Origin of the sequence: Rhizobium sp. GN54 (genome assembly GCF_021026345.1) — a bacterium.
Taxonomy (GTDB): Bacteria; Pseudomonadota; Alphaproteobacteria; order Rhizobiales; family Rhizobiaceae; genus Mycoplana.
Genome location: NZ_JAJNCZ010000001.1, coordinates 670,681 through 693,040, shown reverse-complemented (window position 1 = coordinate 693,040; position 22,360 = coordinate 670,681). Strand labels below are relative to the sequence as shown.

Below are 22,360 nucleotides of genomic sequence, written 5' to 3'. Positions count from 1 at the left end.
GCCGACGGGCGTCTTCACATGGTCCCGAAACTTCCGGTAACCCTTCATTAACGAAACGGGACGCTAATCATCAAAGACGGATTCGCAAGCGCCTTTCGCGCAGGGGACAATCAGCGGGCGGGACGCCTCATGACCAGGACCACCAGCTATGCGGCGATCATCCTGCTGGCGACGGCGGCGATCGCCTCGTCGGCACAGGCCGGCACCGTTCCGGACGACAGGCTGCCCCTGCCCCGCACCCGGCCGCTCGGCTTTGCTGCCGGCATGCCGGCGCACGAGGCCATGGGCGCGATCGAAAGCGTCACCGGAACGGACGCAGTCTCCGAACAGCTGAAGGACGGCCTCGACGCGCTTTCGAACCGGGATCCGGCGGAGGCGCTACGCATCCGCGACACCCTGCAGCAGGACAGCCTCGACAGACACATCCTGACCTGGGCGATCGCCGTATCCGGCCAGAGTGGCGTGCCCTCCTTTGAGATCGCGACCGCGCAGAAGACCCTGAAGGGCTGGCCCGGGCTGAAATCGCTGCGCGCCAATTCCGAGCGGGCGCTGGCGCGCGAAAACCCCGCCCCCGACGCCGTCATCGCCGCCTTCGGTACGACGCGGGCGGAGACGGTGGACGGCGCCATGGCGCTGGCGCGCGCCAGGATCGCCAAGGGCGACAAGGCGGCGGCGCTCGACGCGCTCAGGCCCTACTGGTACGCCGATGCGCTCGACCGCGACACGGAAACGAAGATCCTCACCGAATTCGGCTCGCTCCTGACGGTGGCCGACCACCGCCGGCGCATGGAAATGCTGCTCTACCGGGAGCGGACACAGCAGGCGCAGCGCTTCGGCGATCTCGCAGAAAGCCAGTCCCTCTATCGCGCCTGGGCCGCCGTGATCGGCAAGGCAAAGAATGCGGACGCGCTGGTCAAGGCCGTCGATCCCTCGTGGCACAAGGATCCGGCCTATGCGTTCCTGCAGGCGGAGCTCGCCAACCGGGCCGAGAAATATGCGCTCGCAGCGGAGCTTCTGTCCAAGGGTGCGCCCGGAACGGACGACAAGGCTGCCTCTTCGGCCTGGTGGGTGGAACAGCGCATCGCCAGCCGCGGGCTTACGGAAAAGGGCAATTACGCGGCCGCCTACCGGCTGGTCGCCCATCACGCCGCCAAGAGCGAGACCGACACCGTCGAGGCGGAATTCCATGCCGGCTGGTATGCGCTGCGGGGATTGAACGACCCGAAGACCGCTTCGACGCATTTCCAGAAGATTCTGCGCGTCTCGAACCGGCCGCTGGCCGTTTCCCGCGCCTGGTACTGGATGGGCCGGGCAGCGGAGGCCGAGGGCTCCGCCCAGGCGAACGAATATTTCGTGAAGGCTGCGAACTTCGGCGGCACCTATTACGGCCAGCTCGCCGCAGCCCGGATCGGGCAGATCGGGCTGAACGTGGCCTATCCGACCGCCAGCCCGGAGGATCGGGCGCGCTTCCAGTCGCGCGAGGCCGTCCGCGCGATCGACCGTCTGGCCATGGCGGGGCACGGATGGCGGGCCGCAAGCCTCTACCGCGCGCTGGCAGAGGAATTGCAGAGCCCCGGCGAACTGGCGCTGCTGGCCGCCCGGTCGGAGACCGGCGGCGATCACCAGCTTTCGCTGCAGATCGGCAAGATCGCGTTCGGCCGGGGCATCGACGTTGCCGCGCTTGCCTTTCCTGTCGGCGTCATCCCGGCCAGCGCGAACATCTCCGGCTCCGGCAAGGCGCTCGCCTATGCCATCGCCCGGCAGGAGAGCGCCTTCAACCCCGCAGCCGTCTCGCCGGCCAATGCGCGCGGCCTGCTGCAGCTTCTGCCCGGAACCGCCAAGGGCGTGGCGAAACGCTACGGGCTTGCCTACTCGGCCGAGAAACTGACGAGCGACGCCGCCTACAATGCGACGCTCGGCGCGCATTTCCTTGGCGAGCAGATCAGCGACTTCGACGGCTCCTACATCCTGACCTTCATCGCCTACAATGCCGGCCCGCGCCGCGTCGGCCAATGGATCGCACGCTACGGCGATCCGCGCGGAAAGCCGATCGACGAGGTGGTGGACTGGGTCGAGAAGATCCCGTTCTCCGAGACGCGCAGCTATGTCCAGCGGGTGATGGAGAACTACCAGGTCTACAAGACGCGGCTCGGCCAGAAGGCCGACATCGTTCACGACCTGCGCGTCGGCCGGTCGTAACCACCGCCCGCGGCACTGCGGCATCGAGCCGGAGGGTATGCTTGCCGACGGAGGCCGCGCGGCAAGCCGGCCGTGCGGCATGCAGCGCCTGAAATACGTCGCGAACCTTTCAGGGCGCTCCGCCCGCCGGGCCCTTTGACTTGTGCCTGACGCCGTCGCAAAGTCGGCGCATGTTTCAACGCGACAGGCTCTTGGCGGAGACCGAATGACGACCGAGACCTCGCAGCCTTATCAGGAACGCTTCTTCGCCGCCCGCGATGGCCTCAGGCTTCATGCCCGCGACTACAGGCCCGCCATCCGGGGTGACATACAGGATGACACCCGGGCGCCGGTCGTCTGCCTTCCCGGGCTGAGCCGCAATGCGCGCGACTTCCACCAGTTTGCCTGCGCGATCGCCGACGAGCCCGGTCGACGCGTCGTGGCGCTCGACTACCGCGGCAGGGGACGTTCGGAGGAGGACGCCAACAAGGCGAACTACACCCTTGCCGTCGAATGCGCCGACGTCGAGACGGCGCTGGACGCGCTCGGTATCGACAGCGCGGTGTTCGTCGGCACCTCCCGCGGCGGGCTCATCCTCCACCTCCTCGCCGCTGCTGCGCCACACCGCCTGAAAGGCGTCGTCCTGAACGACATCGGGCCGGTGATCGAACCGAAGGGCCTGCAGGAAATCGCCGCCTATCTCAACCGGCCGCAGACGCCGGGCAATTGGGAGGAAGCCACGGTGATCCTGCGCGGGACGCATAGCGCGGCCTTTCCGGCGCTGTCGCAAGCCGACTGGCAGGACATGGCGCAGGCGATCTATGTGGAGCGCGGCGGCGCGATCGTCGCCGACTTCGACCCGGCGATCGCCCGCCAATTGCTGGCGGCGGACCTCACAAAGCCGCTGCCCGACCTCTGGGCCCAGTTCGACGCTTTCCGCCCCTTCCCCGTGCTGGCGATCCGTGGCGAGCACTCCTCGCTGCTGTCGCCGGAAACGCTGGCCGCAATGGCAAGGCGTCATCCGGGGCTCGCCACCTTCACGGCACGTGGCCAGGGGCACGCGCCGATCCTGCACAAGCCGGACGTGCTTGCGGCGATCCGGGATTTCCTGCGGACCGTCTGAGGCCGACCGCCGAAGACCTGCGGCCCTTCCTCCGGCACTCCACGGTCCGAGACCGCCCCTTTGCCCGCCGCCGCCGAATGAGGATCGCCATTCAGTCAAGCCCGTTCGATCGAGTTTGCAGCAGCTTCGAATGGCAGCATTTCGATTCGACACGCCTGAAACGGCAAGAGCCCGGCCTTGCGGCCGGGCTCCCTCCAAAATGACCGAGGTCAGATCAGATTAGAAGTCGCGCTGGAAGCGGATCATGCCGCCCCAATCTTCAGCCTTGTCGCCAGCGATGTCGCCGTAATCGGAGACGTAGCTGACTTCAGGACGGATCCGGAAGCCCGGAACGACGGCGTAGTTCAGACCAACCGAAGCTTCGAACTTGCCAGCGTCGGTGAAGTCGCCAGCAGCGTTGGTTGCACCTTCGTCCATGAAGTTGAAGTCGCTGTAGATAGCGAGCTTTTCAGTGAACTGGTAGCTTGCGCCGAGCCAGACAGCCCAGTCACCGTACCACTGTGCGTAGTCGTTCTGGTAGTCGCCGTCGGTGTTCCAGCCAGCCATGACGTATGCGCTGAAGGCACCGAAGGTAGCGTTGATACGAGCCTTGAGGGCGCCTTCTTCGACAACACCGTCGTAACCGCCGACGAGGAATGCCTGGAAGCCACCGGTCGAGTAGCTCATGCCGCCGACTACGTTCGGGACGTAGGTGTCGACGTTGCTGTGCGAGCCGAGGAAGTCGTCATGGTCGTCGCTGCTGTCTTCAACAGCGGCCGTGAACGAGAAGCCGTTGCTCGTGTCGCCGTAGGTGTAACGGATCTGGTTGCGAGCCGTATCACCGTAGTTGACGAGGATGTAGTCGTTGTTCGAGTTGCCGCCACCGATGTAGCCGCCTGCGAAGAGCGAGTCGGTGTAACCGATGAGGAAGCCGGCGAATTCGATGTAGCCGTGCGCCAGGTTGGTGCTGCCGCCGTTGTTGTTGTCCTTCTGGAATTCAACTTCAGCGTAGGTCTTCAGGGCGCCGTATTCGGTGTCCGTAGCCGTCGAGAACTTGACGGTTGCACGGGTACGGGTCTGCCAGGAGTCGCCGCCGCCACCCGGGAAGGTGTTCTGGCCGGTACCCTGGACGTCACCACCGCGCCATTCAACGCGGATGTAACCGCCGATCTTGAGGCAGGTTTCGGTGCCCGGGATGTAGAAGTAACCGGTGCCGAACGCGTCGCAGACGCGAACGTATTCCATCGGCTCCGGCTCGGCGGCGACGATCGCGTCGGCAGCCTGAGCGCCGGATACTGCTGCGAGAGCAGCAGCGGAGCCGAGAAGAAGGCTCTTGATGTTCATTTTCTGACCTCCAGTCAAAAGTTTCATTCGGGTCTGGGTCTTTTTGCTGAAGGACAGCGTTCCCTGCCCCATCCCCAATTTCAGGAAGCGGACGATCACCGCCCCTGCTTCCGGAGTTGAAAATACAAAACGGGGAACTTGGTGCAATCTTGAAACCGTCGGAAGCAAGCGTTTGGCACACCCTTCCGGTTACCGTGTTGCGCAAAGGACACAAAACTGTAACCGGGGTACAGAGAAATTTACGATACGTTAATAAAAGGCCTTACGATCCCAGCACTTAGCGGAGCGCGGAAAACGTTCGGACGACGCCATGGGCGGACCGTGAAAGGGCTGATTCACACGGGGAACCGTTGCCGGGAGGGGCGCGGGAGCGCGTTCGGAGGCCGGCGACCGGCCGCAAGCGCACAGGACGGCCTCCGCCGACCGGGTCCGATTCTGTCCCGAATCGAGAATCGCCGCAGCCGGGGACGGCGAAAAGCCCGACCGATGGCCGGGCTTTCCAGTCTGATTCGAAGCGGTCTTAGAAGTTGCGCTGGAAGCGGATGACGCCGCCCCAGTCTTCTGCGTCCGCGCCGGCCTTCTCGTCCATGTCGCTGCGGTAGTTGAGTTCCGGGATGATCGTGAAGCCCGGAACGACCTGGTAGGCAACGTTCAGCGCTGCTTCGACGTTTTCACCGTCGTCGAAGTTGACACCGGCGTTGATGGTCGCCTTTTCGGTCAGCGTGTAGGTGCCGCCGAGCCAGACAGCCCAGTCGCCGTCCCAGCGAGCGTACTTGTTCCGGACGTCGCCGTCCGTGTTCCAGCCGCCCATTGCGAAGAGCGAGACGGGGCCGAAGGTCACGTCGCCGCGAACCTTGATTGCGCCTTCCTCGGCGTAATCGTCGTAGGCGCCGACCGCGCGGAGCTGCCATACGCCGCCGTTGTAGCCGAGACCGGCGATAACGTTGGGTACGTAGCTGTCGTAGTCGGTGTAGGTGTTGTAGCCGTCGTCGTTGCTGTCGCTGCCGTCTTCGAGCGAGATGACGGCGGTGAAGCCGGCGCCCGTGTCGTACTTGTAGGTCAGCTGCGTGGCCTGGAAGTCACCGTAGTCAACGTCATAGTAGTCGTTGATGTTGTTGTTGCCGAAGCCGGTGAAGCTCGAATAGGCCGAGTCGGTGTAACCGACCAGGAAGCCGCCGAGTTCGATGTAGCCTTCCTGCAGGTAGGTGTCGGAATCGCTGTTGTCGTCACGATCGAAGCGAACTTCGGTGAAGGTCTTCAGCGCACCGTATTCGGTGTCGGTCGCCGTCGACAGACGCAGGGCTACACGGGTCCGGCTCCGCCAGGAGTCGCCGCCGCCACCGGGGAAGGTGTCCTGGCCGTTGACGTCACCGCCGGAAACGTCGACGCGGACGTAGCCGCCGATCTTCAGGCAGGTCTCGGTGCCGGGGATGTAGAAGTAGCCGGTGCCGAACGCGTCGCAGACGCGAACGTATTCCATCGGCTCCGGCTCGGCAGCGACGATAGCGTCGGCAGCCTGTGCGCCGGAAACTGCTGCGAGCGCCGCAGCGGAGCCAAGAAGCAGGCTCTTGATGTTCATTTTTGACCTCCAGTCAAACATTCTGATCCGATTGCGTCGGCGGGCGAACTCCTCGTCCATCCGTCCGACTGACGCATGCCCGGGGCGGGAAGCCCTGACCTGCTGCAGCCACATTGCAGCCGGACCGCCGCCGCGCAACCAACAAAATTGAATAGGCGCCCGTGTTTTAAAATAGATCGTCATAATTGTTGCAATAATAACACGTCCATTTTGAGTGGAATTTGGCTATCTATCGGATTCTTATCGGATTTTCGGAGGAAATTGATAACATATTTTATACTCGGTATCATGCTTGTTCCTTATCTTTATTATGAATGCGAGCTACAAAAATTAGATCATCGGGAATTTTACCCTAATTTACGATCTAAATATCCATTCTATACTTATAAATACTAAAAGTCAGAAGAATACACCGGAAGGGAACCTCGTACTCCGGAGCAGGCCGGGTGAAATACGGCATGGCGGCGAAGAGGCGGGCAGATTCGCGGCAGTGGATCGGCCTTGCCTATGGCGAAAGGATCGGCGAACATGACTTGGAAACGGCATCGGAAAGCTGAAGGTTCGACGCGCATGGGCCGCGGAAGCGTCAAATTCTACGTGCTGGCCGGCGCGATGATCACTCTGGCCGCAACCGTGGCGATGGCCGACGAGGCGATCGCGCCCGGTGACGCCCGCGAATCGACCGAGGCGGACTTCTGTCGGTCCTTCGGCCCCGGTTACTTCCGGCTTGCCGGCACGCAGACCTGCATGAAGATTGGCGGCAGCGTCCGGTTCGATGCCGGCGGCGGCGACTTGTCGGGCGACCGCGCACCGTCCAGAGACTGATTTCCGCCCGCGCGGGACAAACGCGATGTGCATGAAGCGTCTATTCGCTGCAGTCCTTCTGGCCGCAGCCGCGGCGGCGAGCGCCCGGGCCGCGGACGCGATCGTCGCGGCAGACGCCGGCCTCCTGGAATATGTCCGCGTCTGCGACGCCTTCGGCGCCGGCTACTTCTATATCCCCGGCACCGAGACCTGCCTGAAGATCGGCGGCTACCTGCGGGTCGAGGCGTCGGGGGGCGACGCCAACGAGCAGGATACGTTTCCCGGCGGCGGCGGCGATTCCTGGTCGACGCGCTCGCGGCTGGCGCTGCGCCTGTCGACGGCGAGCGATACCGAATACGGCACGCTTTCGACCTACAGCGAGGCCGAGATCCAGAACGACGACAACGGCCCGACCGGGATCAACCTGGAGAACGCCTATGTCGAGATCGGCGGCCTGCGCGTCGGCTTCTCCGACACGCTCTATTCGGAGTTCATGGGAGACGCCGGCAACACCATCAACGACTTCTACGACGTCGACTACGGGGATTTCGGCCGGACGCAGATCCGCTACACCCGCGGCAGCGCCAAGGGCTTCAGCTTCGCCTTCTCCGCCGAGGACAGCAGCAACCAGGACAACGATGAGACCGACAGCTACATGCCCGACCTGGTCGCGGCCGTGGGCTACGGGACCGACAGCTTCCGGATCCGCGCCACCGGCGGCTATGACGAGCAGATGGAGGCGGGCGCCGCCAAGGTCAGGGTGGACGGCATGCTCGGCCCGGTCGAGCTCTTCGCCATGGGCGGCTGGAACATCGGCGGCAGCGAGCCGAACGACTATGCCCGCTGGGACGGCGACTGGGCGCTCTGGGTCGGCGGCTCGTTCAAGATGACCGACAAGGCGACGATGAACGCATCCGCCAACTTCGACGACGGCGGCGACGCGGAAGCCGCGCTGAACCTGAGCTATACCGTCGTCCCCGGCTTCACCGTTACGCCGGAACTCAACTATCGCAACCGCATGGACGAGAAGTCCGGCCCGAAGGCGCAGGACTGGGGTGCCGTGATCCGCGTCCAGCGTGGTTTCTGACCCCCGATGCGGGGCGATGGGTGTCCTGCCAGTGCCGGGAGTGTTTCAGGAAGGACGGCGGAGCAGCACCTTCCGGCCGGGTGGATTCCGGCGCCGTCGAGGCCCGGCGGAACCGGGCCTCCTGTCTGTGCCGAGGTTCGCCGTCAGCGCTGGAAATTGACGACCATGCCCGGTGCGACGGCCGCACCGGTGCCCGGCTGGGTCTCCTCGACCTCGCCGGCGCCGAGCCCGGTCGCCACGACCGAGACGCGGAAGGTGCCGGCCAGATCCTGGTCGAAGATCGCGCCGACGACGATGTTGGCGTCGTGATGAACCTCGTCGCGGATGCGCGAGGCGGCCTCGTCCACTTCGAACAGCGTCATGTCGGTGCCGCCGGAAATCGAGATGAGCACGCCCTGGGCGCCCTTCATCGAGGCCTCGTCCAGCAGCGGATTGGCGATCGCCGCCTCGGCCGCCTTCATCGCCCTGCCCTCGCCGCTCGCCTCGCCGGTGCCCATCATCGCCCGGCCCATGTCCTTCATCACCGCGCGGACGTCGGCGAAGTCGAGATTGATCAGGCCTTCCTTGACGATCAGGTCGGTGATGCAACTGACGCCGGAGTAGAGTACCCGGTCGGCCATGACGAAGGCATCGGCGAAGGTGGTGTTGGCGGTCGCGACGCGGAACAGGTTCTGGTTGGGGATGACGATGACGGTGTCGGCGCACTCGCGCAGGCGGGCGATGCCCTCGTCCGCCATCTGCATGCGCCGCCGGCCCTCGAAGCTGAACGGCTTGGTGACGACGCCGACGGTGAGGATGCCGGCCTTCTTCGCCGCCTCGGCGATGACGGCCGCAGCCCCCGTCCCCGTGCCGCCGCCCATGCCGGCGGTGACGAAGCACATGTGCGTGCCGGACAGGTGGTCCATGATCTCGTCGATCGATTCTTCCGCCGCCGCCCGGCCGATTTCCGGGTGCGCGCCGGCGCCGAGGCCGCCGGTGATGTCGGAGCCGAGCTGGATGATCCGCGTCGCCTTCGACATGGTCAGCGCCTGGGCATCGGTATTGGCGACGACGAAATCGGCGCCCTGGAGGTCTTCGGTGATCATGTTGTTCACCGCATTGCCGCCACCGCCGCCGACGCCGATCACGGTGATCTTCGGCCGCATTTCCGCGACCTCATGGACCCGGGCATTCGTCATGTCTCGTCTCCTCGTAGCATCGGGGGCGTCACGCGCCTGCTCGCATCGCGAATCACCGCATCCCTGTTCGTGGATATTGGATAACAGATGTCCGCCGCAAATGAACGCAACCGGCAGTTCCCTCCAGCGAGTCGCGCACGAATCATAGAGAGCGGAAAAATGTGACTTTCTGCCGGCAGGAAGGGCTGCGTCGCAGCCTATGAACAGGGAAACGCGCTTGACGGCGCGGCCAGGCACCGGCCGTGACGCGGACGGGCGAGCGGGCGCGCTACCGCAGACCCAGCCTGTTGCGATGATAGGCCTCGTATTTCCGCGCCTCGTCCTCGCTCATGAACGCCGTATGCACCGTACTGTCGTCGACACGCACCGTGACGACCCATTTGCCGCTCTGCTGGACGACCGTGACCGCCTTTTCCGGACCGTTGTTCTTTCTCAAGACTACCTCCTGCCCCATTTCGAGCCACCCACTCAAAGTAGACGGGCGAGACATGCGGATTTGTGTCGCAACCGAAGGTAACGGTTTCGTGAACACGCCCGCGTCCTGCCCCTCGATGCCAGGCGCGATGCGAGGGCCTGTCGCCGTGTCAGCGGGTGCCCGGCTGCGACATCGAAACGGTGGACGGATCGCGCCGCATGGAACATTGTTGCAGTGCGGCGCTCTTGAGGTGAAACCGTGTCTTGGGAAACTAGGAGACAGCGAATGACGAACGGCAGCGAGAAGCAGGACCTGATCCGCAAGAAGGCCTATGCGATCTGGGAGACGGAAGGACGCCCGCACGGACAGGACGAGCGCCATTGGCAACAGGCCGAGGCAGAGATCGAGACGTCTTCACCAGCCGCAAGGCCCGCCCCGCGGAAGGCGGCAGCGACAAAGGCTGCGGCCCCGAAGCCGACATCCCTGAAGCCGGTATCCCCGAAGACCGCCGCCCCGAAACCTGCCACGGGGAAGGCGCCTGCCAAGCGCCGCACCAAGGCGGCCACGGATCCCGCCTGAAGCCAGCCTCAAACGCAATCGGATACGCAGACGGGCCGGCTCACGCCGGCTCCATTGGCCTATCGGGTAGGACATGACGGGCCGGGCCGAGGGGGCCGGCCCCGTGCGTTCGCCCTGTCGGTTCAGCCGGTCGGGCGCCGCAGGCGGTTGCCTGCCATGGAAATGAGCTTCTCCGGCTCGCGGACGCCGGCCTTGTAGAGCTGGATGACCTGCCTTGCGAGTTCGTCCGCGGCAGCCGACCTCTGCGACAGCAGGCACTCCTTGCAGAGTTCGTCAAAGGCCCGCTGCAGCATGGCGAGATCACCCGGACCGACGAAATCGTCGGCTCGGATAAAGCGCGTAATCATCGACACCTCCCTGTCTGGTGGAAAACAGTGCGCCCTCCGCCCTGGCGGCACAAGCGATCAACAAGTGTATCACATCGAAACGTTCCGTCGATCCGGCATCGACGGCCCGTGGCACACGGTCGCGCAGACGTGTCCAACGGTTTGCGAAAAGACAGGAACCCGAGGCGCCCAAGGCCAATCCGCAGGATCGCGACGCACCTTGAGGACGCGGCCGGAAGCACCGGCACGCCCCCGCGTCCGGGCATCGCGCGGAACGGCCGGTCAGTGCAGCGTCGGCGGCCCGTCGTCGTCCTCGTCCTCGTCGGCATCGAGGAGCGCGGTCAGCCCGACCTCCCGGACGCCCTGCTCGAACTCCTCCCATGCCGCCTGGTCGGTGGGGAAGAGCTCCTCCCAGACGGTCGAGCTGCCGTCCGCCTCGGCCAGTTCGAGCACCCAGCCCACCGCCCCTTCCAGCTGGTAGATCTCGACGTCGATCGTCACCCCGTCGGCCGTGAACTTGCAGGACAATGCAGACCTGACGATTTTCGGATCTCGCTTGCTCATCGGCTGTCGCTCCGCATCACATGACACAGCCCGCCCGAAAAGCGCAACGCGCCACGGGAGAAGCCCGGGAAAGGAAGTCTGACGCTTATATTGCTCCGGATCACCTGAAAAATCGATGGTCCGATCAGGAGCTGTGGATGGCGGAGAAGAAGGGATTCGAACCCTCGATACCGTTCCCGGTATACTCCCTTAGCAGGGGAGCGCCTTCGACCACTCGGCCACCTCTCCGTCCACGCTGGCGCTGATAAAGAAAAGAAGCGCGCTAATCAACTGCTTTCAGCAACGCTGCGGAATTTTCGCGCTGCGCCCGTGCGGGCTGCTGCGGGAAGGCCGCAGCGGCGGCGTCGTGCCATCAACCGGACGTGAACGTTCCATTCAACGCACATTCAGAAAAGATGCATAAGCTCCCCTCCAGCAACGAATCATTGCAAGGAAGAGGACGAGCACGATGGGTTGGAACGGCTACACCTACTACGGCACCAGCGGACGCAATACCGTCTACCAGGATGGCCGCGACGAAGTGGACATCTTCACCTATGGCGGCAACGACAAGATCTACCTCAACCTCGTCAGTTCCTACGGCGGCTTCAACTACGTCGAGGCGGGCAGCGGCAACGACTATGTGAAGAACTGGTTCGAGGGCGGCAACAAGATCTACCTCGATTCCGGCAACGACACCTATATCCACAACGGCTATGCCATCGACGACGACTATTACGACAAGGTCTATGGCGGCTCGGGCGACGACTGGTTCGAGGTGCTGACGCTGCAGAGCGACTACTACGGCGGCGACGACGACGACACGTTCCTCTCGGCCGGCTACTACAACTATTTCAGCGGCGGTTCCGGCCGCGACACGCTGAGCTACGAACTGCAGGACGACAGCGACCTGGAAGGCCGCGGCGTCTTCGTGGACCTCAACAGCAAATACGCCAAGGTCGGCTCGCACAAGGAGACCTTCTCCAGCATCGAGAACGCCATCGGCACGGGCTATGACGACACGCTGCGCGGCAATTCCGGCGCCAACGATCTGGAAGGCGGCAGCGGCAACGACATCCTGTCGGGGCGCAGCGGCAACGACTATCTCTACGGCGGCTCGGGCAGCGACGAACTCCTGGGCGGCAACGGCAACGACGACCTCGTCGGCGGCCGCGGCATGGACATTCTCGACGGAGGCTACGGCGCCGATCACTTCATCTTCGATTCGATCAAGGATTCCGCCGTCGGCAGCAAGCGCGACGTGATCGAGGACTTCCACCGCTCGGAGAACGACAGGATCGATCTCAGCAACATCGACGCCAACGTCAACAGGAGCGGCAACCAGTCCTTCACCTTCATCGGCAACCAGTCCTTCCACGACAAGGCAGGCGAGTTGCGCTACTCCGGCCACATCATCTCCGGCGACGTCGACGGCGACGGCCGGGCCGACTTCCAGATCGAGGCCAACCTGACGAAGTACTATTCGAGCGACTTCATCCTCTGAACAGACTTCGGCCGGGCGTCGGCAAAGACCGGCGCCCTGCCCCACGCTTTTCCCCGGTCATCCGCGGGTCCGCGCCGTCGCGCCCGCGGATGACGACGGCCGCGAGCCCGGCGAGGACCGCCTCAGCCGGCGGCCACGTCCACCCAGCGACGCTCGGCAAACGACTGCGCCATGGCGTGGACCGAGCGCTCGATCCGCAACCCCTCGGAAAAATCCACCGCCCGGCAAGGCTCGCCCGCGATCGCGGCCAGAAGCTCGCGGCATTCGATGACCTTGAGGTCGTTGAAGCCGAGGCTGTGGCCGGGGGCGGGAACGAACCGGCCATAGGGGCTGTGCTGCGGGCCGGCGAGAACGGTGGCGAAGCCCTGTTCGCCGGCGCGGTCGGTGGCGCGGTAGATCTGGAATTCGTTCATCCGCTCCTGATCGTAGAGGATCGCCCCCTTCGAGCCGAAGATCTGCAGCGCAATCCGCCCCTTGCGGCCGAAGGCGGCGCGGTTGACCATCAGGATGGCGGAGATGCCGCCGGCAAGGCGCAGCAGCACATTGGCCTGGTCGTGGTTCTCGACGGCGCGCCGCCCGCCGGCCGGAAGCGGGCGATCGGCATAGGGCTTGCCGAGATCCGCCATGACCTGTTCGGCATGGCCGAACAGGTTCCACAGGAGCGACAGCGTGTGGACGGCGAAATCGTCGAGCGCGCCATAGCCCGAGGCCTTCTCGCTGCGCGGCGAGAACGGCGCGTCCGGGTCGGCCATGAAGTCCTCGTCCATCTCCACCCGCACCTGGTTGACCGTGCCGATCGCGCCCTCATCGAGGAGGGCGCGGATGTGACGCATCACCGGGTTCTGGATGTAGTTGTAGCCCATGATCGCGACCCGGCCGGACTGCCGCGCCGCAGCCGCCATGCGCTCGGCGTCGGCCAGCGTGGTCGCCATCGGCTTTTCGCACCAGACGTGCTTGCCGGCCTGAAGTGCTGCGATCGCCATTTCGGCGTGGAACTGGTTCGGCGTCGTGATCGAGACGACGTCGACTTCGGGATCGGACAGCAGATCGCGCCAGTCGGAGGTGGCCCGGGAAAAGCCGAACTCGCGCGCCTTCGCCTGCGCAAGCCCGGCGTCGCGTTCGGCGAGATGGACCAGGCGCGGGCGCTCGACATCGCCGAAGATGGTCGCAACATTGTTCCAGGCAAGCGCGTGACACTTGCCCATATATCCCGTACCGATTAATCCGATGCCGATGGCTGCCATCTTCTCTCCTCCTCCTGACGATGTCCCGGATGATGGACCTGAACATTTCGGAATGAAAGTGACATTTCATGGAATAAATGTTTCACTTTCGATAGGACGACGCTGCACCGGGGAATGGGATCGCATATGGACGACCATCGGGACGATCATCAGGACGGGGATTCAAGGCAGGAGGGGCCGATCCGCGTGCCGCGCGACTTCGACAGCCTGCGCAGCGTCATCATCGAGCGCAAGGCGGCGATGCCGAAGCGGCTGGCGCAGGTTGCGGCCTACGCGCTCGGGCATCCCGACGAGATCGCCTTCGGAACGGCGGCCAGCATCGCCCAGGCCGCCGAGGTGCAGCCGTCCACGCTGGTCCGCCTCGCCCATCACCTCGGCTTCGACGGCTTTTCCGACCTGCAGACCGTCTTCCGGGAACGGCTGCGCGATCGCACGCTCTCCTACGAGGAACGGCTGGCGACGCTGGAGCAGGGTTCTGCCGCGGATGCGGAAGATGAACTGCTGACGGGCTTCATCACGGCCGCCAGCCAGTCGGTGGCGCGGCTTTCGGCGATGATCGACCGGACCGTGTTTTCTCAGGCGGTCGAGCTTCTCGCCGGCGCAGAGACGATCTACCTGGTCGCCAAGCGCCGCTCCTATCCGCTGACCGCGCACATGGCCTATGCCTTCGGCAAGCTTGGCATCCGCCACCAGATGATCGCTTCGCCGAACGGGATCGATGCGGAGCTTGCAGGCTTTGCAACGCCGCGGGATGCGGCGATCGCGGTGAGCTTTTCGCCCTATGCCGCCGAAAGCCTCGGCCAGGCGCAGGCACTCGGCGAGCGGGGCGTGCCGATCGTGGCGATTACCGATTCGGCCTTCTCGCCGCTTTCGGGCTGCGCCACGCACTGGTTCGAGGTTGCGGAGGCGGATTATGGCGGCTTCCGCTCGCTGTCGGCATCGATGGCGCTCGCCATGGCGCTCCCGGTCGCGATCGCCGAAAAGCGCCGCCAGCGCGGACGCGGCGGCAAGGGCGGGTCTCCGGGCGGGGCAAACCGCAATGGAACAAATATTCCGAATTGACTATCGAATGGAATTGATGTTTCATTTCGGCATGCGGGAGCCGGCCAGCCGGGTCGCGCCGACGGGAGGACCTCATGCCGACAGAAAACCCAGACACCTTGGCGGACACGACGCTCGACGTCATCACGATCGGCCGCTCCTCGGTGGACCTCTACGGCCAGCAGCTCGGCAGCCGGCTCGAGGACATCAGTTCCTTCGCCAAGTCGGTGGGAGGCTGCCCGGCCAACATCGCGATCGGCACGGCGCGGCTCGGGCTGAAATCCGCCCTGATCACCCGCGTCGGCGACGAGCAGATGGGCCGCTTCATCCGCGAGCAATGCGGCCGCGAGGGCGTCGCCACCGCCGGTATCGTCACCGACCCGGCGCGGCTGACGGCGCTGGTTCTGCTGGCGATCGAGGCCGAGGGCGTCTCGCCGATGATCTTCGTGCGCACCGACTGCGCCGACATGGCGCTCTCAAAGGACGACATCGACGAGGCCTTCATCCGCTCGTCGCGCGCCGTCCTCGTCTCGGGCACGCATTTTTCGAGGGCCAACACGGAGGCCGCGCAACGCAAGGCGATCCGCATCGCCAAAGCTTTCGGCCGCAAGGTCATCTTCGACATCGACTATCGCCCCAACCTCTGGGGCCTTGCCGGCCATGCGGAAGGCTTCGAGCGCTACGTCAAGTCCGAGCGCGTCTCGGCACTGATGAAATCGGTGCTGCCGGACTGCGACCTGATCGTCGGCACCGAGGAGGAGATCATGATCGCGTCGGGGGCGGACGACGTGCTCTCCTCGCTGAAGGCGATCCGCGCCGTCTCGGCGGCGACGATCGTGCTGAAGCGCGGCGCGATGGGCTGCATCGTCTATGACGGGCCGATCAGCGACGACCTCGAGGACGGCATCGTCGGCCAGGGGTTTCCGATCGAGGTCTACAATGTGCTCGGCGCCGGCGACGCCTTCATGTCCGGCTTCCTGCGCGGCTGGCTTTCGGGCGAGGACCACGCGACCTCGGCCACCTGGGCCAATGCCTGCGGTGCCTTCGCCGTCTCCCGCCTGCTCTGCTCGCCCGAATATCCGACCTTTGCCGAGCTATCCCATTTCCTCGAGCACGGCAGCCCGCACAGGGCGCTGCGCAAGGACGAGGCGATCAACAACATCCACTGGGCGACGACGCGGCGCGGCGAGATCCCGCTCCTGATGGCTCTCGCCTGCGACCACCGCATGCAACTCGTCGATCTCGCCGACGAGGCCGGTGCGCCGCATGAGAGGATCTCCGCCTTCAAGAGGCTGACAGTGGAGGCGGCCGCGCGCGTCGCCGGCGGCCGACCCGGCTACGGCATGCTGATCGACGAGCGCTTTGGCCGCGACGCCTTCTTCGACGCCGCCGGCAAGGGCTTCTCCTGGCTTGGCCGGCCGGTCGAGCTGCCGGGCTCGCGGCCGCTGCGCTTCGAATTCAGCCAGGACATGGGCTCGCAGCTCGTCGAGTGGCCGGTCGGCCATTGCATCAAGTGCCTGTGCTTCTATCATCCCGACGACCCCGCGCCCCTGAAGGCGGAGCAGCAGGAGAAGCTGCGGACGCTGTTCGAGGCGGCCCGGCGGTTGGGCCGCGAACTTTTGATCGAGGTCATCGCCGGCAAGAGCGGGCCGCTGGAAGCCGGGACGGTCTCGACTGCGCTCGAAGAACTCTACGCCCTCGGCATCAAGCCGGACTGGTGGAAGCTGGAGCCGCAGGCCTCCGCGCAGGCCTGGCGGAACATCCAGGCGGTGATCGAACGCAACGACCCCTATTGCCGCGGCATCGTCCTGCTTGGGCTCGAGGCGCCGAAGGACGAGCTGGTGAAGGCCTTCGAGGCGACGAAGGCGGCGCCTTCGGTGAAGGGCTTCGCGGTGGGCCGCACGATCTTCGCCGATGCCGCCCGCGAATGGCTCGCCGGCCGGATCGACGACGAGGCGGCGATCACCGAGATGGCCGGGCGGTTCGGCGAACTGACGGATGCCTGGCTGGAAACGCGGGGGTTGAAGTAGAGGGGAAGGCAGTGATGAGAGCTAGCGCCGCCGCCCCCTCACCCCGCCTCCGCTGCGCTCGGCGGACCTCTCCCCGAGGGGAGAGGAGGATCTGGGACATTGCGGCGCTTCCCTCTCCCCCGGGCAGAAGGTGGCCCGAGCGGCCGACTAAGGGGCGCCCGACGCTCTTGCCCATCCCTGACAGGGAGGGGAAAATGGAACAAGTGACTGACACTGGGTGGAGGCCCCGATGGCGAAGACGATCCGGCTGACGATGGCACAGGCCGTCGCGCATTTCCTGAAAAACCAGATGACGATCGTGGACGGCAAGAAGGTGCCGATCTTCGGCGGCGTCTGGGCGATCTTCGGTCACGGCAACGTCGCCGGTATGGGCGAGGCGCTCTACCAGGTGCGCGAGGAACTGCCGACCTTCCGCGCCCATAACGAGCAGGGCATGGCGCATGCGGCGATCGCCTATGCCAAGGCGAGCTTCCGCCAGCGCTTCATGGCCTGCACCACCTCGATCGGCCCCGGCGCGCTGAACATGGTGACGGCGGCGGGCGTGGCGCATGTCAACCGCCTGCCCGTGCTGTTTTTGCCCGGCGACGTCTTCGCCAACCGCATTCCTGACCCGGTGCTGCAACAGATCGAGGATTTCGGCGACGGCACGGTCACGGTCAACGACGCCTTCCGCTGCGTCTCGCGCTATTTCGACCGCATCACCCGGCCCGAGCAGATCATGCCGGCGCTGAAGCGCGCCATGCAGGTGCTGACGGATCCCGTCGATTGCGGCCCGGTGACGCTGTCGCTCTGCCAGGACGTGCAGGCCGAAGCCTACGACTATCCGGAAAGCCTGTTTGCCGAGCGCGTCTGGAAGGAGCGGCGGCCGCGGCCGGATGCGGACGAATTCGCCGCGGCGCTGGAGGCGATCCGGCATGCCGAGAAGCCGCTGATCATCGCCGGCGGCGGCGTGCTCTATTCGCGCGCGACCGCGGAACTCAAGGCGTTCGCCGGCATGCACGGCGTTCCCGTCGCCGTCACCCAGGCCGGCAAGTCGGCGATCCCGGACGACCATCCCCTGTGCATGGGCTCGATCGGCGTCACCGGCACGGCCGCCGCCAACGCCTTTGCGGAGGAGGCCGACCTGATCCTCGCCGTCGGCACACGCCTGCAGGACTTCACCACCGGCTCCTGGGCGCTGTTCAAGAACGCGCGCGCGCGGATCGTCGGGCTCAACACCACCGCCTTCGACGCTGCCAAGCATGACGCGCTGCCGCTCGTCTGCGATGCGCGCGAGGGGCTGACGCTGCTCTCCGAGGCTCTTGGCGGCTGGAACGCGCCGGCTGCGGTCGAGGCGGCTGCGAACACGCGCAAAGCCGAGTGGACCACGGCGGCGCGGCAGGCGACGGCAGCGACCAATGCCGCCCTTCCCTCCGACGGCCAGGTGATCGGCGCCGTGCAGCGCGGGATCAGCGGCGAGAATTCCATCCTCGTCTGCGCTGCCGGCGGGCTGCCGGGCGAATTGCACAAGCTCTGGCAGGCCGGCCATCCGGGCAGCTACCACATGGAATACGGCTTTTCCTGCATGGGCTACGAGATCGCCGGCGGGCTCGGCGTGAAGATGGCGCGACCTGAGGCGGACGTCGTCGTCATGGTCGGCGACGGCTCCTACATGATGGCCAATTCCGAGCTTTCGACCTCGATCATGCTGGGAAAGAAGCTGACGGTCGTCGTGCTCGACAATCGCGGCTACGGCTGCATCAACCGGCTGCAGATGGCGACCGGCGGCGCCAACTTCAACAATCTCTTGAAGGACGCACGGATCGAGATGATGCCGGACATCGACTTCCGGGCGCATGCCGAAAGCATGGGCGCGGTCGCCGTCAAGGTGTCGTCGATCGCCGATCTCGAAACCGCGCTCCAGCAGAGCAAGGGCAACGACCGCAGCAGCGTCATCGTCATCGACACCGATCCGCTGGTCACGACAGAAGCCGGCGGCCACTGGTGGGACGTGGCTGTTCCCGAGGTCAGCCCCCGCGAAGCGGTCAACAGGGCGCGCGAGGCCTATGTGAGGGCACTACAGGCGCAGCGGATCGGTTAAAAGACACCACCCTAGCCGTCATCCTCGGGCTTGTCCCGAGGATCCGTCCACGTCGCTCTTTGAGAAAGGTGCGTGGATCCTCGGGACAAGCCCGAGGATGACGGAAAAGGGGAACGCATAGACACAATGACAACGGCAAGCCTTGCTTCCCGTCATGGAGACTATCGATGAAAGTCAAACTCGGCATGTCGCCCATCGCCTGGTGGAACGACGACCTTCCGGAACTCAGCGACGACGTGTCGCTCGAGGAATGCCTCAGGCAGTCGCGCAGCGCGGGCTTTACCGGCATGGAAAAGGGCCGGCGCTTCCCGGACGATCCGGCGGTGATGCTGCCGATCCTGCGCGCCGCCGACGTCACCCTCTGCGGCGGCTGGTTCTCGGGCACGCTGGTCGACGAGGAGCTTTCCGCCAACAAGGACCGGATCGCCCCGATGATCGCGTTGTTCAAGGCGGTCAACGCGCCCTGCATCGTCTATGGCGAAGTGGGCCGTTCGATCCAGGGCGATCGGTCCAAGCCGCTTTCGACCAAGCCGCGCCTCTCGGACGACGAGATGAAGGCCTATGCGCGCCGCGTCACGGAATTCGGCGAATGGTGCGCCGAGCAGGGCATGCCGCTGTCCTATCACCATCACATGGCCGCCGTCGTCGAGACCGAGCCGGAGCTCGACGCCTTCATGCGTGCCTCGGGCGAAGGCATTCCGCTGCTGCTCGATGCCGGCCATCTGGCCTTTGCGGGCGGCGACGTGTTGCGCGCCATCGACAACCATCACGCCCGGATCAACCATGTCCACGTCAAGGATATCCGCAAGGCCGTGGTGGAGGGACTCGATCGCAGCCGGCAATCCTTCCTCGATGCGGTGGCGCTGGGCGCGTTCACCGTGCCCGGCGACGGTTCGCTCGATTTTGGCGCGATCGTCCGGCGGCTGGCGGACCATGGCTATGAGGGGTGGTTCGTCGTCGAGGCCGAGCAGGACCCACGCAAGGCCCCGCCGCAGAAAATGGCCGAGATCGGCCATGCGGAACTGATGCGCGTCATGACCGCCGCGGGCTATACCGTCGAAACGGAAGGCTTTCCGAATAGATAGCGCGCCCGCTGCCCGCCCGAACACGACTGCCGAATGAAAGGAACAAGCCGATGCCGAAACTGCTCGTCAAGCCGAACGGAACCCATGGCCGGGTGACGCATGTGACGCCCGAAACGGCCGGCTGGACCTATGTGGGCTTCGACCTGCACCGGATGAAGCCCGGCGAGATCGTGTCGGCGGAGACCGGCAGCCGCGAGATCTGCCTGGTGTTCGTCACCGGCAAGGGAACGGCGACGGCGGGCGGGGAGAGCTTCGGGGTGCTCGGCGAGCGGATGAGCGTGTTCGAAGGCCAGCCGCATGCACTCTACGTGCCGGCCGGATCGAACTGGTCGGTGACGGCTGAGACGGAACTCGAGCTTGCCGTCTGCTCGGCGCCGGGCGGCGGCGGCCACAAGGCACGCGCGATCCCGCCCGGCACCCATCCGCAGATCGTGCGCGGCAAGGGCAGCAATGTCCGCCACGTCACCAACATCATGCCCGAGGACGACGGTGCCGCGCATTCGCTGCTGGTGGTCGAGGTGATCACGCCGGAGGGGCACACCTCCTCCTATCCGCCGCACAAGCACGACCGCGACGACCTGCCGAACGAGAGCCTGCTGGAAGAGACCTATTACCACCGCCTCAACCCGCCGCAGGGCTTCGCCTTCCAGCGCGTCTACACGGACGACCGCTCGCTCGACGAGGCGATGGCAGTGGAGGACGGCGACGTGACGCTGGTGCCGAATGGCTACCACCCCTGCGCCACCTGCCACGGCTACGACCTCTATTATCTCAACGTGATGGCCGGCCCGAAGCGGGTGTGGAAATTCCACAATGCCGCGGAGCATGAATGGCTGCTCAAGTAGTGGTTGCGGCCGGTTGGTTGTTACGGTTCCTACCTGCCGATAGCTTCAGATCTTCCCGAAATTCGTACGGAGGGGTAAGAGATGAAGTTTTCGGTAGGCGATGTCGTGGTGTTGAAATCGGGCGGCCCTCCGATGACCATTCGCCACATCGAGGATGATGTGGCCTATTGCGAATGGTTTCACGATGGAGAAAGCAAGGGGCACAAGTTCGCTACCGCACAACTGGAGTTAGTAGACGCCTGAGGCAGCAGGTTACCGTCGCCGCAGCAGCCCCCACTCCCGCGCGAGTTCCAGCGTCGAGGAAAAGCCGGCGTCCAGCATGAACGGCTCGGAGCGGACGGCGTAGCCGCCGCCCTTGCCGCGGGTGACGGGGGTGCCGTGGCCGAGGCCGGCGATGCGGTGGAAGGTGACAAGGCTGCGGCCTTCGGCGTCGCGCCAGCGGCGGCTGCGTCGGCCCTTGGCGCGGGTCTCTGAAAAATTGGCCGGGTCGAGGCCGTGGACGTCCACCCATTGGGCGACGAGCGCCTCGGCATTGGAGATCGAGACCGTCCGGTCGGCCGTGCCGTGCCAGATCGAGACCGGCGGCAGGTGTGCCTGCGCAGGTGCTGCGGCGCGCACCAGTTCACCCCATTCGCGGGCGTCGCGCGCCGGCACCTGCTCCATGGCCGAAAGTGCGCGGCGGGCGTCGCGCGCCGCGCCGAACGGGAGGCCGGCGATGATCGCGCCGGCGGCGAAGAGCTCGGGATAGCCGGCCAGCATCGCCGCCGTCATCGCCCCGCCGGCCGAAAGCCCGGTGATGTAGATGCGGGCGGGATCGGCGAGCGTGCGGGTGCGGATATGCTCGATCATCTGGCGGATGGAGGCCAGTTCGCCGCGGTCGCGCGTGACCTCGCTCGGACGGAACCAGTTGAAGCAGCGGCGCGGGTTGTTCGCCTGCCTTTGCTCGGGATAGAGCACCGCAAAGCCGTGCTCGCGCGCCAGCGCCGCCCAACCGGCCGCCCGGTCGTAGCTGTCGGCCGTCTGGCGACAGCCGTGCAGGACGACCACGAGAGCGGCACCGGCCGGCAACCCGTCCGGCACGTATTCCAGCATCCGCAGATTGCCCGGATTGGAACCGAAGCCGGTCACCTCGGCAAGGTCCGGCCCCGCATTGCGGCGGCGCCGGGCGGGCGCGGCCTTCTGGTCGAAGTCGGGGATGAAGGGCCGGAACAGTTCGCCGAAGCGTTCCGGATCGAGGAAGAAATTCTCCATCGATCGCTTGAAGCGGTCACGCACGTTCGCGTCTCCTTGACAATTGGCAGGTCGACAATTGGCAGGAGCCTCGTGCCACCGGCAGTGGACATATTGATGACGAAGGCGTGAAATCTCGGATCGGGGTCGGCCTGTCGTTTCATTC

At 65.4% G+C, this 22,360-nt stretch carries 20 protein-coding genes and 1 tRNA gene; 12 read left to right on the top strand and 9 right to left on the bottom strand.

The features are described 5' to 3' along the window. The first annotated feature begins 129 nt into the window (after nucleotides 1–129). Nucleotides 130–2,199 (top strand): lytic transglycosylase domain-containing protein, encoded by a 2,070-nt coding sequence (locus LQK81_RS03295; protein WP_230803349.1) that lies wholly within the window; start codon nucleotides 130–132, stop codon nucleotides 2,197–2,199. Between the two features lie 205 nt (nucleotides 2,200–2,404). Next, nucleotides 2,405–3,301 carry an alpha/beta fold hydrolase gene (locus tag LQK81_RS03290; protein WP_230803347.1) on the top strand — a complete coding sequence of 299 codons (897 nt, stop codon included), beginning with the start codon at nucleotides 2,405–2,407 and terminating at the stop codon, nucleotides 3,299–3,301. Nucleotides 3,302–3,520: 219 nt separating this feature from the next. On the opposite strand, the gene LQK81_RS03285 is transcribed toward LQK81_RS03290, so the two are convergent. Together LQK81_RS03285 and LQK81_RS03280 are read right to left on the bottom strand one after the other, a co-directional pair. Beyond that, nucleotides 3,521–4,723 carry a porin gene (locus LQK81_RS03285; protein WP_330166530.1) on the bottom strand — a complete coding sequence of 401 codons (1,203 nt, stop codon included), beginning with the start codon at nucleotides 4,721–4,723 and terminating at the stop codon, nucleotides 3,521–3,523. Between the two features lie 421 nt (nucleotides 4,724–5,144). Next, nucleotides 5,145–6,203 (bottom strand): porin, encoded by a 1,059-nt coding sequence (locus LQK81_RS03280; protein WP_230803346.1) that lies wholly within the window; start codon nucleotides 6,201–6,203, stop codon nucleotides 5,145–5,147. Between the two features lie 570 nt (nucleotides 6,204–6,773). Between LQK81_RS03280 and LQK81_RS03275 the strand changes: the two genes are divergently transcribed. Beyond that, the gene (locus tag LQK81_RS03275; protein ID WP_230803345.1) at nucleotides 6,774–7,028 is read left to right on the top strand and encodes a porin; all 255 of its coding nucleotides are present in this window, start codon (nucleotides 6,774–6,776) and stop codon (nucleotides 7,026–7,028) included. A 31-nt stretch (nucleotides 7,029–7,059) separates the two neighbouring features. Further along, a complete protein-coding gene (locus LQK81_RS03270; RefSeq protein ID WP_230803344.1) occupies nucleotides 7,060–8,094 on the top strand; it encodes a porin in 1,035 nt (344 codons plus the stop codon). A gap of 143 nt (nucleotides 8,095–8,237) precedes the next feature. Here LQK81_RS03270 and ftsZ read toward each other — a convergent pair whose 3' ends face one another. Next, nucleotides 8,238–9,272 (bottom strand): cell division protein FtsZ, encoded by a 1,035-nt coding sequence (gene ftsZ, locus LQK81_RS03265; RefSeq protein ID WP_230803343.1) that lies wholly within the window; start codon nucleotides 9,270–9,272, stop codon nucleotides 8,238–8,240. 268 nt (nucleotides 9,273–9,540) lie between these two features. Continuing rightward, nucleotides 9,541–9,708 (bottom strand): hypothetical protein, encoded by a 168-nt coding sequence (locus LQK81_RS03260; protein ID WP_230803342.1) that lies wholly within the window; start codon nucleotides 9,706–9,708, stop codon nucleotides 9,541–9,543. Nucleotides 9,709–9,972: 264 nt separating this feature from the next. Between LQK81_RS03260 and LQK81_RS26205 the strand changes: the two genes are divergently transcribed. Next, nucleotides 9,973–10,266, top strand: coding sequence for a DUF2934 domain-containing protein (locus LQK81_RS26205; RefSeq protein WP_269064601.1), 294 nt, complete (start codon nucleotides 9,973–9,975; stop codon nucleotides 10,264–10,266). A 122-nt stretch (nucleotides 10,267–10,388) separates the two neighbouring features. Here the strand turns inward: LQK81_RS26205 and LQK81_RS03250 are convergent, their stop codons facing one another. The 3 genes from LQK81_RS03250 to LQK81_RS03240 all read right to left on the bottom strand — a co-directional run bounded on the left by LQK81_RS03250 (nucleotide 10,389) and on the right by LQK81_RS03240 (nucleotide 11,384). Continuing rightward, nucleotides 10,389–10,613 (bottom strand): hypothetical protein, encoded by a 225-nt coding sequence (locus tag LQK81_RS03250; RefSeq protein ID WP_230803341.1) that lies wholly within the window; start codon nucleotides 10,611–10,613, stop codon nucleotides 10,389–10,391. 261 nt (nucleotides 10,614–10,874) lie between these two features. Continuing rightward, a complete protein-coding gene (locus tag LQK81_RS03245) occupies nucleotides 10,875–11,156 on the bottom strand; it encodes a hypothetical protein (RefSeq protein ID WP_230803340.1) in 282 nt (93 codons plus the stop codon). Nucleotides 11,157–11,294: 138 nt separating this feature from the next. Next, nucleotides 11,295–11,384 (bottom strand) — tRNA-Ser (locus LQK81_RS03240). A 220-nt stretch (nucleotides 11,385–11,604) separates the two neighbouring features. Between LQK81_RS03240 and LQK81_RS03235 the strand changes: the two genes are divergently transcribed. After that, entirely contained in the window at nucleotides 11,605–12,639 is a 1,035-nt protein-coding gene (locus LQK81_RS03235) for a calcium-binding protein (RefSeq protein WP_230803338.1), read from the top strand. A 122-nt stretch (nucleotides 12,640–12,761) separates the two neighbouring features. Here the strand turns inward: LQK81_RS03235 and LQK81_RS03230 are convergent, their stop codons facing one another. Beyond that, nucleotides 12,762–13,883: a Gfo/Idh/MocA family protein gene (locus LQK81_RS03230; protein WP_230803336.1), complete on the bottom strand. Its 1,122-nt coding sequence runs from the start codon at nucleotides 13,881–13,883 to the stop codon at nucleotides 12,762–12,764. 126 nt (nucleotides 13,884–14,009) lie between these two features. Here LQK81_RS03230 and LQK81_RS03225 point away from each other — a divergent pair, with 126 nt between their 5' ends. The 6 genes from LQK81_RS03225 to LQK81_RS03200 all read left to right on the top strand — a co-directional run bounded on the left by LQK81_RS03225 (nucleotide 14,010) and on the right by LQK81_RS03200 (nucleotide 21,207). After that, nucleotides 14,010–14,945 carry a MurR/RpiR family transcriptional regulator gene (locus LQK81_RS03225; protein ID WP_230803334.1) on the top strand — a complete coding sequence of 312 codons (936 nt, stop codon included), beginning with the start codon at nucleotides 14,010–14,012 and terminating at the stop codon, nucleotides 14,943–14,945. A gap of 74 nt (nucleotides 14,946–15,019) precedes the next feature. Then, nucleotides 15,020–16,954 carry a bifunctional 5-dehydro-2-deoxygluconokinase/5-dehydro-2-deoxyphosphogluconate aldolase gene (locus LQK81_RS03220; protein WP_230803332.1) on the top strand — a complete coding sequence of 645 codons (1,935 nt, stop codon included), beginning with the start codon at nucleotides 15,020–15,022 and terminating at the stop codon, nucleotides 16,952–16,954. 229 nt (nucleotides 16,955–17,183) lie between these two features. Next, nucleotides 17,184–19,034 carry a 3D-(3,5/4)-trihydroxycyclohexane-1,2-dione acylhydrolase (decyclizing) gene (gene iolD, locus LQK81_RS03215; protein WP_230803330.1) on the top strand — a complete coding sequence of 617 codons (1,851 nt, stop codon included), beginning with the start codon at nucleotides 17,184–17,186 and terminating at the stop codon, nucleotides 19,032–19,034. A gap of 167 nt (nucleotides 19,035–19,201) precedes the next feature. Then, nucleotides 19,202–20,119, top strand: a complete 918-nt coding sequence (gene iolE, locus LQK81_RS03210) for a myo-inosose-2 dehydratase (protein ID WP_230803328.1) — start codon at nucleotides 19,202–19,204, stop codon at nucleotides 20,117–20,119. Nucleotides 20,120–20,169: 50 nt separating this feature from the next. After that, the gene (iolB, locus tag LQK81_RS03205; protein ID WP_230803326.1) at nucleotides 20,170–20,964 is read left to right on the top strand and encodes a 5-deoxy-glucuronate isomerase; all 795 of its coding nucleotides are present in this window, start codon (nucleotides 20,170–20,172) and stop codon (nucleotides 20,962–20,964) included. Between the two features lie 81 nt (nucleotides 20,965–21,045). Further along, nucleotides 21,046–21,207 (top strand): YodC family protein, encoded by a 162-nt coding sequence (locus LQK81_RS03200; protein WP_230803317.1) that lies wholly within the window; start codon nucleotides 21,046–21,048, stop codon nucleotides 21,205–21,207. A gap of 9 nt (nucleotides 21,208–21,216) precedes the next feature. On the opposite strand, the gene LQK81_RS03195 is transcribed toward LQK81_RS03200, so the two are convergent. After that, nucleotides 21,217–22,239, bottom strand: a complete 1,023-nt coding sequence (locus LQK81_RS03195) for an extracellular catalytic domain type 1 short-chain-length polyhydroxyalkanoate depolymerase (protein WP_230803316.1) — start codon at nucleotides 22,237–22,239, stop codon at nucleotides 21,217–21,219. Nucleotides 22,240–22,360: the final 121 nt, after the last annotated feature.

What these genes read in the sequence shown, in the direction of transcription:
- LQK81_RS03295 (WP_230803349.1), top strand. Translation starts at nt 130, where the DNA reads ATGACCAGGACCACCAGCTATGCGGCGATCATCCTGCTGGCGACGGCG.
- LQK81_RS03290 (WP_230803347.1), top strand. Translation starts at nt 2,405, where the DNA reads ATGACGACCGAGACCTCGCAGCCTTATCAGGAACGCTTCTTCGCCGCC.
- LQK81_RS03280 (WP_230803346.1), bottom strand. Translation starts at nt 6,203, where the DNA reads ATGAACATCAAGAGCCTGCTTCTTGGCTCCGCTGCGGCGCTCGCAGCA.
- LQK81_RS03275 (WP_230803345.1), top strand. Translation starts at nt 6,774, where the DNA reads ATGGGCCGCGGAAGCGTCAAATTCTACGTGCTGGCCGGCGCGATGATC.
- LQK81_RS03270 (WP_230803344.1), top strand. Translation starts at nt 7,060, where the DNA reads ATGAAGCGTCTATTCGCTGCAGTCCTTCTGGCCGCAGCCGCGGCGGCG.
- ftsZ (WP_230803343.1), bottom strand. Translation starts at nt 9,272, where the DNA reads ATGACGAATGCCCGGGTCCATGAGGTCGCGGAAATGCGGCCGAAGATC.
- LQK81_RS26205 (WP_269064601.1), top strand. Translation starts at nt 9,973, where the DNA reads ATGACGAACGGCAGCGAGAAGCAGGACCTGATCCGCAAGAAGGCCTAT.
- LQK81_RS03250 (WP_230803341.1), bottom strand. Translation starts at nt 10,613, where the DNA reads ATGATTACGCGCTTTATCCGAGCCGACGATTTCGTCGGTCCGGGTGAT.
- LQK81_RS03245 (WP_230803340.1), bottom strand. Translation starts at nt 11,156, where the DNA reads ATGAGCAAGCGAGATCCGAAAATCGTCAGGTCTGCATTGTCCTGCAAG.
- LQK81_RS03235 (WP_230803338.1), top strand. Translation starts at nt 11,605, where the DNA reads ATGGGTTGGAACGGCTACACCTACTACGGCACCAGCGGACGCAATACC.
- LQK81_RS03230 (WP_230803336.1), bottom strand. Translation starts at nt 13,883, where the DNA reads ATGGCAGCCATCGGCATCGGATTAATCGGTACGGGATATATGGGCAAG.
- LQK81_RS03225 (WP_230803334.1), top strand. Translation starts at nt 14,010, where the DNA reads ATGGACGACCATCGGGACGATCATCAGGACGGGGATTCAAGGCAGGAG.
- LQK81_RS03220 (WP_230803332.1), top strand. Translation starts at nt 15,020, where the DNA reads ATGCCGACAGAAAACCCAGACACCTTGGCGGACACGACGCTCGACGTC.
- iolD (WP_230803330.1), top strand. Translation starts at nt 17,184, where the DNA reads ATGGCGAAGACGATCCGGCTGACGATGGCACAGGCCGTCGCGCATTTC.
- iolE (WP_230803328.1), top strand. Translation starts at nt 19,202, where the DNA reads ATGAAAGTCAAACTCGGCATGTCGCCCATCGCCTGGTGGAACGACGAC.
- iolB (WP_230803326.1), top strand. Translation starts at nt 20,170, where the DNA reads ATGCCGAAACTGCTCGTCAAGCCGAACGGAACCCATGGCCGGGTGACG.
- LQK81_RS03200 (WP_230803317.1), top strand. Translation starts at nt 21,046, where the DNA reads ATGAAGTTTTCGGTAGGCGATGTCGTGGTGTTGAAATCGGGCGGCCCT.